Annotated in this window: 12 protein-coding genes; 11 read left to right on the top strand and 1 reads right to left on the bottom strand. The window is 68.7% G+C overall.

Going from position 1 to position 11,895, the window contains the following annotated elements; genetic code table 11:
* Positions 1-15 precede the first annotated feature (15 nt).
* The 4 genes from hemE (at position 16) to rho (ending at position 4,201) form a co-directional block, all read left to right on the top strand.
* The gene (gene hemE, locus AC07NB_RS07880) at positions 16-1,062 is read left to right on the top strand and encodes a uroporphyrinogen decarboxylase (protein ID WP_494570516.1); all 1,047 of its coding nucleotides are present in this window, start codon (positions 16-18) and stop codon (positions 1,060-1,062) included.
* The gene (gene hemH / locus AC07NB_RS07885) at positions 1,059-2,105 is read left to right on the top strand and encodes a ferrochelatase (protein WP_494570515.1); all 1,047 of its coding nucleotides are present in this window, start codon (positions 1,059-1,061) and stop codon (positions 2,103-2,105) included. Before hemE ends, hemH begins: the two co-directional genes overlap by 4 nt.
* Positions 2,102-2,572: a CopD family protein gene (locus AC07NB_RS07890; RefSeq protein WP_492311929.1), complete on the top strand. Its 471-nt coding sequence runs from the start codon at positions 2,102-2,104 to the stop codon at positions 2,570-2,572. The genes hemH and AC07NB_RS07890 overlap by 4 nt, the downstream gene beginning before the upstream one ends.
* 216 nt (positions 2,573-2,788) lie before the next feature.
* Positions 2,789-4,201 (top strand): transcription termination factor Rho, encoded by a 1,413-nt coding sequence (gene rho / locus AC07NB_RS07895; protein ID WP_492311928.1) that lies wholly within the window; start codon positions 2,789-2,791, stop codon positions 4,199-4,201.
* 58 nt (positions 4,202-4,259) lie between these two features.
* Here rho and AC07NB_RS07900 read toward each other — a convergent pair whose 3' ends face one another.
* Complete coding sequence (locus AC07NB_RS07900; RefSeq protein WP_494570514.1) at positions 4,260-5,249, bottom strand: quinone oxidoreductase family protein; 990 nt, start codon at positions 5,247-5,249, stop codon at positions 4,260-4,262.
* Positions 5,250-5,312: 63 nt separating this feature from the next.
* Here AC07NB_RS07900 and AC07NB_RS07905 point away from each other — a divergent pair, with 63 nt between their 5' ends.
* The 7 genes from AC07NB_RS07905 (at position 5,313) to AC07NB_RS07935 (ending at position 11,894) form a co-directional block, all read left to right on the top strand.
* Positions 5,313-5,540, top strand: a complete 228-nt coding sequence (locus AC07NB_RS07905) for a DUF6489 family protein (protein WP_494570513.1) — start codon at positions 5,313-5,315, stop codon at positions 5,538-5,540.
* 136 nt (positions 5,541-5,676) lie between these two features.
* Complete coding sequence (gene mnmE, locus AC07NB_RS07910; protein ID WP_494570512.1) at positions 5,677-6,984, top strand: tRNA uridine-5-carboxymethylaminomethyl(34) synthesis GTPase MnmE; 1,308 nt, start codon at positions 5,677-5,679, stop codon at positions 6,982-6,984.
* A 68-nt stretch (positions 6,985-7,052) separates the two neighbouring features.
* Positions 7,053-8,921 carry a tRNA uridine-5-carboxymethylaminomethyl(34) synthesis enzyme MnmG gene (gene mnmG, locus AC07NB_RS07915; RefSeq protein ID WP_494570511.1) on the top strand — a complete coding sequence of 623 codons (1,869 nt, stop codon included), beginning with the start codon at positions 7,053-7,055 and terminating at the stop codon, positions 8,919-8,921.
* Positions 8,922-8,974: 53 nt separating this feature from the next.
* Complete coding sequence (gene rsmG, locus AC07NB_RS07920) at positions 8,975-9,547, top strand: 16S rRNA (guanine(527)-N(7))-methyltransferase RsmG (RefSeq protein WP_494570646.1); 573 nt, start codon at positions 8,975-8,977, stop codon at positions 9,545-9,547.
* Positions 9,531-10,346, top strand: coding sequence for a ParA family protein (locus tag AC07NB_RS07925; protein ID WP_291834803.1), 816 nt, complete (start codon positions 9,531-9,533; stop codon positions 10,344-10,346). The genes rsmG and AC07NB_RS07925 overlap by 17 nt, the downstream gene beginning before the upstream one ends.
* Before the next feature lie 26 nt (positions 10,347-10,372).
* A complete protein-coding gene (locus AC07NB_RS07930; protein WP_492311924.1) occupies positions 10,373-11,260 on the top strand; it encodes a ParB/RepB/Spo0J family partition protein in 888 nt (295 codons plus the stop codon).
* Between the two features lies 1 nt (position 11,261).
* The gene (locus AC07NB_RS07935) at positions 11,262-11,894 is read left to right on the top strand and encodes a class I SAM-dependent methyltransferase (RefSeq protein WP_492311923.1); all 633 of its coding nucleotides are present in this window, start codon (positions 11,262-11,264) and stop codon (positions 11,892-11,894) included.
* The last annotated feature ends 1 nt before the right edge of the window (position 11,895 follow it).

An 11,895-nucleotide genomic window follows, 5' to 3' on the forward strand; every position in this document is an offset into this window, starting at 1 on the left:
TAAGCCGACGGTCACATGACGACCTCTTCCGACACCCCGCTGTTCCTCAGGGCCCTCGCCGGCGAGACGACGTCTCGTCCGCCCGTGTGGTTCATGCGTCAGGCCGGACGATACCTGCCGGAGTACCGGGCGCTGAGAGCGACGACCCCGGGCTTCATCGAGTTCTGCCACGATCCGGAGAAGGCCGCCGAGGCGACCCTGCAGCCGATGCGCCGGTTCGGCTTCGACGCCGCCATCGTGTTCGCCGACATCCTGCTGATCCCCCGGGCCCTGGGCCAGGACGTGTGGTTCGAAGCGGGCGAGGGTCCGCGACTGGGCGCCATGCCGTCGGTCGAGGCCATGCGGGGCAGGGCCGAAGGCGCGGGCGAGGCTCTGAAGTCCATCGGACAGACCCTGAGCCTGGTCCGCGAACAGCTGGATCCGTCGAAGGCCTTGATCGGCTTCGCGGGCGCGCCGTGGACGGTGGCGACCTATATGCTGGACGGGGAGGCCCGGACGATCGGAAAGGGCGAGCGCGCCCAGGCCCGGACCTACGCCTACGCCGAGCCGGAAAAGGTCGCGGGCGTCCTGGACGTGCTGGTCGAGGCCACCGCCCATTATCTGAAGATGCAGGCGGATGCCGGGGCCCAGACCCTGAAGATCTTCGAGAGCTGGGCCGAGGGCCTGCCGGACGATCTGTTCGAGACCCTGGTCCTGCAGCCGCACATCAAGCTGGTGAAGCGGGTGCGCGAACTGGGCGTGACCACGCCCCTGATCGGGTTCCCGAGGGGCTCGGCGGCGCTGGCGGAACGCTATGCGCGCGAGGTCGCGGTGCAGGGCGTGGCGCTGGACACCGCCTGTCCTCTGCCGGTCGGACAACGCGTCCAGAAGATCAAGACCATTCAGGGCGCGCTGGATCCCCTGCTGCTGCGCGCCGGCGGGCCGCTGTTGGACAGGCGGGTCGATCAGCTGATGGAGGCCTGGGGGCAGGGGCCTTGGATCTTCAACCTCGGCCACGGGATCATGCCGGACGTGCCGGTCGCCCACGTCGAGCAGGTGCTGAAGCGGATCGGCGCGCAATGACGCAGATGAAGGGCCGCCGCATCGCCGTCGTCCTGTTCAATCTGGGCGGGCCGGACGATCAGGCTTCGGTGAAGCCTTTCCTGTTCAACCTGTTCAACGACCCGGCCATCATCGGCCTGCCGGGCTTCGCGCGCACGCCGCTGGCCAAGTTGATCTCCAGCCGGCGCGAGAAGACGGCCCAGGCCAATTACGCCCTGATGGGCGGCGGTTCGCCCCTGCTGCCCGAGACCCGGAAACAGGCCGATGCGCTGGAGGCCGCCCTAGGCCGCCGCCTGCCGCGGGATGAGGTCCGGGCCTTCATCGCCATGCGCTACTGGTCTCCGCTGACCGAGGAGACCGCCGCGGACGTGGCGGTGTTCGGGCCGGACGAGATCGTGCTGCTGCCGCTCTATCCGCAGTTCTCGACCACGACGAGCGAGAGCTCGCTGAAGGCCTGGAACGCCGCCTACGCCGGATCGGGCGTGGCGCGCACCGTCTGCTGCTGGCCCCAGGCCAGCGGCTGGGTCGAGGCCCAGGCCGAGGCGATCCGCGGCAAGCTGGGCGAGGCGGGCGACCAGCCGGTCCGGGTGCTGTTCTCGGCCCACGGCATTCCGGAGAGCCTGGTCGAGAAGAAGGGTGATCCCTATCAGGAGCAGGTGGAATCGACCTGCGCCGCCGTGGCGGCCGCGGCGGGTCTGACCGACTGGTCCGTCTGCTATCAAAGCCGGGTCGGGCCGATGAAATGGCTGGGCCCGTCGACCATCGAGGCGCTGGAACAGGCGGCGAAGGACGGCGTCGGCGCGGTGGTCGCGCCCATCGCCTTCGTCTCTGAACACGTCGAGACCCTGGTCGAGCTGGACATCGAATACGGCGAACTGGCCCACAAGCTGGGCGTGGTCCCCTATCTGCGGGTTCCGGCGGTCGGGGTGAACGAGGGCTTCATCGACGGTTTGGCCGAGGCGGCCGTGGGCGCGCTTGCGCGAACCGGCGTCGCGCCGCACGGTCCCGGCTGCCGCGCGGACTGGAAGGCCTGTCCGCGCACCTGCGACCGGAGAGCGGCGTGAACTGGTACGACCTGGCCCGCGGCCTGCATATCCTGGCGGTGATCGCCTGGATGGCGGGCATGCTGTTCCTGCCCCGCCTCTATGCCTATGACGCCGAACAGAACGGCAAGCCGGAGCCGCTGAAAAGCGAGATGCAGGCCCTGCTGCGTCTGTGGCAGACCCGGCTGCTGCGCATCATCGTCAACCCGGCCATGGGGCTGGCCTTCGTCTTCGGCGGCTGGCTGCTGTGGCTGCGCAGCGGCGAGGGCGCGGACTGGAGCTTCGTCCACCAGCCGTGGATGATCACCAAGCTTGTCGGGGTCTTCCTGCTGGCCGGCTGGCACGGCTTCCTGGCCGGACAGAGGAAGAAGATCGCGGCCGGGACCTCGAAATATTCGGGCCGGTTCTGGCGCATGACCAATGAAATCCCCTTCCTCCTGGCCATCATCATGGTGCTGTCGGTGACGACGGAGTGGACGCTGGGCTGAGGCCCCGCTTGACCTGACCCCCGGAACCATGGTTTCGCTGGTCGCGAACCGATCCTGGCGTTTCGCCGGACGGTCCCTCTCTCAAAGCGATGCCTGCCGGATCGACCCTGCGGGACTCCATCGCCCTTCCTGCCGGCCGCAAGGCCAGACATCGCCAGCCTGACCCGACCTCGCCCCGGCGAGCGCCCGGGCGCGCATGCCAGAAGACGAAATCCCATGACCGACGTCCGCGACACCGATCCGACCTCGCCCGAGACCGAAACCTTCGACGAGCCGTCGAACGAGGTCTCCGCCGCCGACCTGCCGATGGTCGATCAGGAGGCCGACGAGGACGACGATGACGACGGCGAGCCGATCGTTCCCAACGGCCGCATCACCCTGGCCGAGCTCAACGAGAAGACGCCGGCCGACCTGGTCGCCTTCGCCGAGGGGCTGGAGGTCGAGAACGCCTCGAACCTGCGCAAGCAGGACCTGCTGTTCGCCATCCTGAAGGCCCTGGCCGACGAGGAAGTCGAGATCATCGCCGACGGCGTGCTCGAAATCCTGCCCGACGGCTTCGGCTTCCTGCGCAGCCCGGACGCCAACTATCTTCCGGGTCCGGACGATATCTATGTTTCACCGTCGCAGATCCGCCGGTTCGGCCTGCGCTCGGGCGACACCATCCACGGCGCCGTCCGCGGCCCGCGCGAGGGCGAGCGCTACTTCGCCCTGCTGAAGGTCGACACCATCAATCTCGAAGACCCCGAGATGGTGAAGACCAAGGTCCTCTTCGACAACCTGACCCCGCTGTATCCCGAAGAGCGGATCCACATGGAAATCCAGGACCCGACCCTGAAGGACCGTTCGGGCCGGGTGATCGACATCGTCGCCCCGCTCGGCAAGGGCCAGCGCTGCCTGATCGTCGCCCCGCCGCGCGTCGGCAAGACGGTCATGCTGCAGAACATCGCCAAGTCGATCGAGCGCAACCACCCGGAAGTCTTCCTGATCGTCCTGCTGATCGACGAGCGTCCGGAAGAAGTCACCGACATGCAGCGCACGGTGAAGGGCGAGGTCATCGCCTCGACCTTCGATGAGCCGGCCACCCGCCACGTCGCCGTCGCCGAGATGGTGATCGAAAAGGCCAAGCGCCTGGTCGAGCACAAGAAGGACGTGGTCATCCTGCTGGACTCGATCACCCGCCTGGGCCGCGCCTACAACGCCACCGTCCCGTCGTCGGGCAAGGTCCTGACCGGGGGCGTCGACGCCAACGCCCTGCAGCGGCCGAAACGCTTCTTCGGCGCGGCGCGCAATGTGGAGCAGGGCGGCTCGCTGACCATCATCGCCACCGCCCTGATCGACACGGGCTCGCGGATGGACGAGGTCATCTTCGAAGAGTTCAAGGGCACCGGCAACTCGGAAATCGTGCTGGACCGCAAGGTCGCCGACAAGCGCATCTTCCCGGCCATCGACGTGCTCAAGTCCGGCACCCGCAAGGAAGACCTCATCACGCCGAAGGACCAGCTGGCCAAGACCTATGTCCTGCGCCGCATCCTCAACCCGATGGGCCCGCAGGACGCGATCGAGTTCCTGCTCGACAAGCTGCGCCAGTCCAAGAACAACGGCGACTTCTTCCAGTCGATGAACACCTGACCGGCGGTTGCCGGACGGATACGAAAAGGCCCCGGAGCGATCCGGGGCCTTCTTGCTGTCAGGGAATGAGCAGGGTCGAGCCGGTGGTCCGGCGACCGGCCAAAGCCTCGTGCGCCTCGCGCACATGGGCCAGTGGGAAGGTCTGGCCGATCTCGACCTTGACCGCGCCCGAGCGGATCACCTCGAACAGGGCGGCGGCGCTGGCGTCGAGCTCCTCGACGGTGGCGACATAGTCGAACAGGGTCGGGCGGGTGACGTAGAGCGAGCCGCCGCGCGACAGGCGCAGGGGGTCGAACGGCGGGACCGGGCCAGAGGCGTTGCCGAACAGGACGAGGGTCCCGCGCTTCCTCAGGCTGGCCAAGGAAGACTCAAAGGTGGACTGGCCGACGGAGTCATAGGCGACGGCGACGCCCCGACCGTCAGTGAGGTCCTTTACCCGAACGGCGACGTCCTCGCGATCATAAAGGATCACATGGTCGCTGCCGTGGGTGCGGGCGAGGGCCGCCTTGGCTTCCGAGCCGACCGTACCGATGACGGTCGCACCCAGCGACTTGGCCCATTGGGCCAGGATCAGGCCGACCCCGCCGGCGGCGGCGTGGAGCAGGATCTCGTCGCCCTGTTTCACGTGAAACGTCCGGCGCACCAGGAGCTCGGCGGTCATCCCCTTGAGCATGACGGCGGCGGCGGTCTCCAGGCTGACGTCATCCGGCACGGCGACCGCGGCGCTCTCGGGCAGGACGTGGAACTGCGCATAGGCGCCGACCGGGGCGGTGGCGGTGGCGACCCGATCGCCCACCCTGAAGCGGGTGACGCCGTCGCCGACCGCCTCGACCATGCCCGCCGCCTCCCGTCCGAGACCCGAGGGGAGGGGCAGGGGATAGAGGCCGGTGCGCTGATAGATGTCGATGAAGTTCAATCCCACGGCGGCTTGGCGGATCAGGATTTCCCCGGGGCCGGGCGAGGGCACGGGGACCTCGACCAGCTCAAGCACGTCCGGTCCTCCGGTGCGGTCGAAGCGGACGGCCTGCTGGATCGAGGGGAGGGCCATGAGCGGGTTCCTTTACGCGGCCGGATCGGCCTAAAACGGTCCTGTTCAGATTGGAGCGATCCCATGAAAATCAATGTCGAGATCGACTGCACCCCGGCCGAGGCGCGAGCCTTCATGGGGCTGCCGGATGTGGCTCCGCTGAACGAGCATCTGGTCGCCGAAATGAAGAAGCGAATGGACGACAACATCTCGGCCATGCAGCCCGACGAGCTGATGAAGACCTGGACCAGCTTCGGCCTGCAGGCCCAGGACCAGTTCCGACGTCTGATGGAAGGCGCGGTCAAGCCGTGATGCTGGTCTCCTCCCCCTCTTGGGGGAGGGGGACCGCGAAGCGGTGGAGGGGGTCCGTCCCGCGCCGCTGTCGCCCCCTCCGTCACGGCGCGCGCGCGCCGCGCCACCTCCCCCATGAGGGGGAGGAGATTCCGGCATGACCGACACCGTCTTCGCCCTAGCCACCCCGCCGGGACGGGGCGCCATCGCCATCGTGCGGTTGAGCGGCCCCGCGACCGACGCCGCCCTGGCCGCGCTCGGCGCACCGGACCTGAAGGCGCGGATGGCCTCGTTGCGGACGCTGACGCACGCGGGGCGGATCATCGATCAGGCGCTGGTGCTGCGCTTTCCCGGGCCGAACTCCTATACCGGCGAGGACTGCGCCGAACTGCACCTGCACGGGGGCCGGGCGGTGGTCGAGGCGGCCAGCGCGGCCCTGGTCGCGCTGGGTCTGCGTCCAGCGGATCCGGGCGAGTTCACCCGCCGGGCCTTCGAGAACGGGCGGATGGACCTGGCCCAGGCCGAGGCGGTCGCCGACCTGATCGACGCCGAGACCACGGCCCAGGCGGCGCAGGCGTTGGGTCAGCTGGACGGCGCCCTGGGCGCCGCCTACGCCGGCTTCCGCCGCGATCTGCTGAAAGCCCTGGCCCTGGTCGAAGCCGAGATCGACTTCCCCGACGAGGAGGTGCCGGACAATCTGGCGCGGACCGCGGGGCCGGTGCTGGACGGACTAATCGCTAACCTGAAGGCCGCCCTGGCGGATTCGGGCCGGGGGGAGCGGGTGCGCGAGGGCTATCGCATCGTCCTGATCGGCGAGACCAATGCGGGCAAGTCGTCGCTGTTCAATGCGCTGGTGGCGCGCGAGGCGGCGATCGTGACGCCGATCGCCGGGACCACGCGCGACGTGCTGGACGCCGACCTGATCATCGGCGGCTACGCCGTGACCCTGTCGGATACGGCCGGACTACGCGACAGCGCGGACGTGGTTGAGGCCGAGGGGGTGCGCCGGGCGCGGGCGCGGGCGGAACAGGCCGAGCTGCGACTGTGGGTCCGGGCGCCGGGCGACCCCGCAGGCGTGGCGGCGGACTATGTTCGGCCCGGCGATTTGCTGGTCCTGACCAAGGCGGATATCGAGCGCGCGCCTCCCCCCACCGGTCAGGAAGCGCTGGCGGTCAGCACCGCCACGGGGGAGGGAATGGCGGCGCTGCACGACTGGATCGCGGCCCGGTTGGCGCGCGACCTGTCCGGCGCGGACTTCCCGGCGGTGACGCGGGAGCGGCATCGGCGGCGGCTGGAGGAGGCCCTGGCCGACGTGCAGGCCGGGCGACGCGCCCTGGATATCGCGCCGGAGATGGCGGGCGACGACCTGCGCCGGGCGGCGGACGCCCTGGCCCGGGTGACCGGCGCCATCGGAGTCGAGGACATTCTGGGCGAGGTCTTCTCGACCTTCTGCATCGGGAAGTGATCTGTTTCACGTGAAACACGCCGCCGACTCCGGTGGCGAAAGCGGGCGTTTTCGACTATGTCCCCGCGATGAACTCCTTCGACGTCATCGTCATCGGCGGCGGCCACGCCGGCTGCGAAGCCGCCGCTGCGTCCGCGCGCACCGGCGCGCGGACCCTGCTGCTGACCCAGAAGCTCGAGACCATCGGCGAGATGTCGTGCAACCCGGCCATCGGCGGTCTGGGCAAGGGCCACCTGGTGCGCGAGATCGACGCCCTGGACGGCGTCATGGGCCGGCTGGGCGATGTCTCCGGCATCCAGTTCCGCCTGCTGAACCGCTCCAAGGGGGCAGCGGTGCAGGGGCCCCGCAGCCAGATCGACCGCCGCCTGTACCGCGAAGCCATGCAGGCCGAGCTGGCCCAGACCCCGAACCTGACCCTGATGGCCGGTACGGCCGAAAGTCTGACCCTTGACGGCGGTCGGGTGACGGGCGTGGTGACCGGCGGCGGCGCAGTTCTGTCGGCGGGCGCGGTCGTGCTGACGACCGGCACCTTCCTGAACGGGGTGATTCATAAGGGCGACCAGCGCATTCCGGCGGGCCGCCACGGCGAGGCGCCGTCCACCGGATTGGCCGTGGACCTGTACGGCGCCGGCTTGCAGATGGGCCGGTTGAAGACCGGCACCCCGGCGCGCCTGGACGGCCGGACCATCGGATGGGACCGGCTAGAGAGCCAGGCGGCCGATGAAGACCCTGTCCCGTTCAGCTTCCTGACCGACCGGATCGGCGTGCCGCAGATCACCTGCGGGGTGACCCACACGACCGAGGAAACCCACCGGATCATCGCCGAGAACCTGGGCGAGAGCGCCGTCTATGGCGGCCACCTGTCGGGGCGCGGGCCGCGCTATTGCCCGTCCATCGAGGACAAGGTGGTCCGCTTCGCCGACAAGACCTCGCACCAGATCTTCCTTGAGCCAGAGGGCCTGGACGATCCGACCGTCTATCCGAACGGCATCTCGACCTCGGTGTCTGACGCGACGCAGCTGGCCTTCCTGCGCACAATTCCCGGGCTGGAGCAGGTCGAGGTGTTCCGCTTCGGCTACGCCATTGAGTACGACTATGTCGATCCGCGCGAGCTGACTGCGGCGCTGGAGGTCAAGAAGCGACCCGGCCTTTATCTGGCGGGGCAGATCAACGGCACGACCGGCTACGAGGAGGCAGGGGCCCAGGGGCTGATCGCCGGTCTCAACGCCGCCCGCGCGGCGGCGGGTTCCGATCCGGTGATCCTGGGCCGGGATCAGGCCTATATCGGCGTGATGATCGACGACCTGGTCACCAAGGGTGTGACCGAGCCCTACCGCATGTTCACCAGCCGGGCGGAGTATCGGCTGACCCTGCGCGCCGATAACGCCGACCAGCGGCTGACGCCGATCGGCGTCGAGGCGGGGATCGTCGGATCGACCCGGGCGAGGGCCTTCGAGCGGAAGGCGGCGGCGCTGGCCGAGGCGGCGGCTGTTTCACGTGAAACACGGTTCACGCCCAAGGAAGCGGGGGAGCTGGGGATCAAGGTCAACGCCGACGGACAGCGCCGCTCGATCCGCGACCTGCTGTCGTTCCCGGATGTGACGCTGGCGACCTTCGAGGGCGTCCGGCCTGAGATCCGCGACTGGCCCCGGCAGGTCCGCGAGCAGATCGAGATCGATGCGGGCTACGCCGGCTATCTGGACCGCCAGGCCGCCGACGCCGAGGCGCTGCGCCGCGAAGAGGCGCTGGCCCTGCCGGTGGACCTCGACTACGCCGTCATCGGCGGGCTCTCCAACGAAGTCCGCGAGAAGCTGTCGATGGTCCAGCCGCGCACCCTCGGGCAGGCGGGCCGGATCGAAGGCATGACCCCGGGCGCCCTGACGGCCCTGTTGTCCCATGTGAAGAAGGCGCCGAAGCCTTCCGGAGTCGCGGCGTGAGTACTTATGATGCGGCCGCCTTCCAGGCGGAGTTCAACGCCACGCCGGCCCAGATGGGCGATCTGCAGCGGTTCATCGATCGGCTGACCGAGGCCAATACGGTGATGAACCTGATCGGTCCGGACACCCTGCCGGACATCTGGAGCCGGCATATCCGCGACTCCGCCCAGCTGCTGGACCTGGCGCCCGGCGCCAAGATGTGGGCCGACCTCGGCGCCGGTGCGGGCTTCCCCGGCGTGGTGCTGGCGATCATGCTGAAGACTGAGCAGAAGAGCCACGTCTGGCTGATCGACAGTCTCGGCAAACGCTGCCGTTTCCTGCAGGAGGTGGTCGATGGCCTGTCCCTGCGCGCGACCGTGATCAACGGCCGGGCCGAGGAGAATGCGGTCACCGTCGAAGTGGTCACGGCTCGCGCGGTGGCCCCGATGGAAAAGCTCCTCGGCTATGCACAGCCTTATCTACAACGCGGTGCGCGTGGGCTGTTCCTGAAGGGAGAAAAGGCCGAGGTTGAGGTGGCCGAGGCCCGCAAGGTCTGGCAATTCAAGAGCGACCTCTCCGTCTCGCGCAGTGATCCGCGCGGCCGTATCGTATCCGTCCGGGGAATTAGCCGTGTCAAAAACTGGTAAGACTCGCGTTCTGGCCGTTTCCAACCAGAAGGGCGGCGTCGGCAAGACCACCACGGCGATCAACCTGGGTACGGCCCTGGCCGCGATCGGCGAGAAGGTGCTGATCGTCGACATGGACCCGCAGGGCAATGCGTCGACGGGGCTGGGTGTTCCACGTGAAACACGCCGGGTGACCATCTACGACGTCATCGTAGACGGCCGTTCGGTGGACGATTCCGCCGTGCAGACCTCAGTGCCGGGGCTGCACATCATTCCGGCCGACGCGGACATGTCGGGCGTCGAGATCGAATTGAGCCAGGCCGATCGCCGCTCCTTCCGCCTGCGCGACGCTCTGGCGGGGCAGGGGAGGGACGGTCAGACCCGGTATGACTATGTCCTGATCGACTGCCCGCCGTCGTTGAACCTGCTGACGCTGAACGCTATGGCGGCCGCGGACGCCGTGCTGGTGCCGCTGCAGTGCGAGTTCTTCGCTCTGGAGGGGCTGACGCAGCTGATGAAGACGGTGGATATGGTTCGCCAAAGCCTGAACCCGTCGCTGGAGATCCAGGGGCTGGTCCTGACCATGTACGACCGCCGCAGCGCGCTGTCGGGCCAGGTGGCCAACGACGTGCGCGCCCACTTCGGCGAAAAGGTCTATGACGCCGTCATTCCGCGCAATGTGCGGGTCGCCGAGGCGCCGTCCTTCGGCAAGCCGGCGCTGATCTACGATCTGAAATGCGCCGGCAGTCAGGCCTATCTGCGGCTGGCGCGGGAGGTGGTGGCGCGCGAGCGCAAACGTCGCCTGCAAGTCGCTGCCTGAATAATTAGAAGAACGGAATCAGTATCTTGAGCGAACGTCAGCGCGGTCTTGGCCGGGGATTGTCGGCCCTTCTGGGAGAACAGGCCGGCGAAGCCGTGCCGGTCGACGGCACGGCGACGCCCGCGGGCGTGCGTCTGGCGCCGATCGAGAGCCTGAAACCCAATCCGGATCAGCCGCGCAAGATCTTCACACCGGACATCCTCGAGGAACTGGCCGCCTCGATCCGCGACAAAGGCGTGCTGCAGCCGATCCTGGTGCGCTCGCAGCCCGGCGAGGACGGCGTCTGGCAGATCATCGCCGGCGAACGCCGCTGGCGCGCCTCGCAGCTGGCCCGCCTGACCGAGGTGCCGATCGTCGTGCGCGAGATGGACGACGTCGAGGTGTTCGAGGTCGCCATCATCGAGAACGTCCAGCGCGCGGACCTGAACCCGCTGGAAGAGGCCGACGCCTATCGCCAGCTGATGGAGCGTTTCGGCCGCACCCAGGACGCGGTCGCCGGTATCGTCGGCAAGAGCCGCAGCCATGTGGCCAACACCCTGCGCCTGCTGCAGCTGCCGGAAGAGGTGCTGTGGTACGTGCGGCACGGCAAGATGAGCGCCGGCCACGCCCGGGCCCTGGTGGGGTCGCCGAATGCGGTCGAGCTGGCCAATGAAATCGTCAACGGCGGACTGAACGTCCGTCAGGCCGAGGCGCTGGCGCGCCGCGCCGCCGAGGGTCCCAAGCCCGTCAAGGCGAAGGCCGTACGCGCCCAGGGCGAAGGCTCGGCCGACGTGGCCGCGCTGGAGCAGGATCTGGCCGACGCCCTGGGCCTGAAGGTCCAGCTGGTCGACAAGGACGGCAAGGGCGAGATCACCATCCGCTACGGCACGCTGGAACAGCTGGACGACCTGTGCCGCCGGCTGATGCGCGGCTGAGATGACGGATCCGGTCGAGGCGGCGGCCGAGGCGATCATCGGCCTCTACAGCCGGCACGCCGACGACTGGGCCCGGATGCGCGACGGACCGCCGACCGCGGATGAGCGCCCTCATCTGGAACGCTATGCGGCGGCCCTGCCCGAGGGCGCGGAGGTCCTGGATCTGGGGTGCGGCTCCGGGCGGCCGATCGCGGACTGGCTGATCGGGCGCGGTTTCCGCCTGACGGGCGTGGACGCCTCGCCGGGTCTGATCGCGCGCTGCCAGGCCGCCTTTCCGGAGCATGAGTGGCGGGTGGACGACATGCGCGGGTTGGACCTGGGCCGCCGGTTCGACGGCGTTCTGGCCTGGTTCAGCGCCTTTCATCTGACCGCGGAGGCTCAAGGCGCGATGGCGGCGGTCTACGCCCGACACCTGCGGCCCGGCGGCGTGCTCATGTTCATCGGGGGACCTGAACGGGGCGTGGTCCTGGGAGAATGGATGGATCAGCCCTTGTATCACGCCAGTCTGGAGCCTGCGGAGTATCGCGCCGGGCTGGAACAGGCCGGACTGGTCGAGATCGAGGAGGTCGCGCTCACATCTGATCGAGATGAGGGGGCAAGAGTTTGGACGGCGCGGCGCGGCGTGTCAGACTGAG

It is taken from the genome of Brevundimonas sp. GW821-FHT09G01 (assembly GCF_059416065.1).

Coding starts and splice junctions, on each gene's coding strand:
- AC07NB_RS07900 (WP_494570514.1), bottom strand. CDS start 5,249: ATGGCCCTCCCCTCGATCCAGCAGGCCGTCCGCTTCGACCGCACCGGA.
- mnmG (WP_494570511.1), top strand. CDS start 7,053: ATGAACTCCTTCGACGTCATCGTCATCGGCGGCGGCCACGCCGGCTGC.
- hemH (WP_494570515.1), top strand. CDS start 1,059: ATGACGCAGATGAAGGGCCGCCGCATCGCCGTCGTCCTGTTCAATCTG.
- AC07NB_RS07905 (WP_494570513.1), top strand. CDS start 5,313: ATGAAAATCAATGTCGAGATCGACTGCACCCCGGCCGAGGCGCGAGCC.
- rho (WP_492311928.1), top strand. CDS start 2,789: ATGACCGACGTCCGCGACACCGATCCGACCTCGCCCGAGACCGAAACC.
- rsmG (WP_494570646.1), top strand. CDS start 8,975: ATGGGCGATCTGCAGCGGTTCATCGATCGGCTGACCGAGGCCAATACG.
- hemE (WP_494570516.1), top strand. CDS start 16: ATGACGACCTCTTCCGACACCCCGCTGTTCCTCAGGGCCCTCGCCGGC.
- mnmE (WP_494570512.1), top strand. CDS start 5,677: ATGACCGACACCGTCTTCGCCCTAGCCACCCCGCCGGGACGGGGCGCC.
- AC07NB_RS07935 (WP_492311923.1), top strand. CDS start 11,262: ATGACGGATCCGGTCGAGGCGGCGGCCGAGGCGATCATCGGCCTCTAC.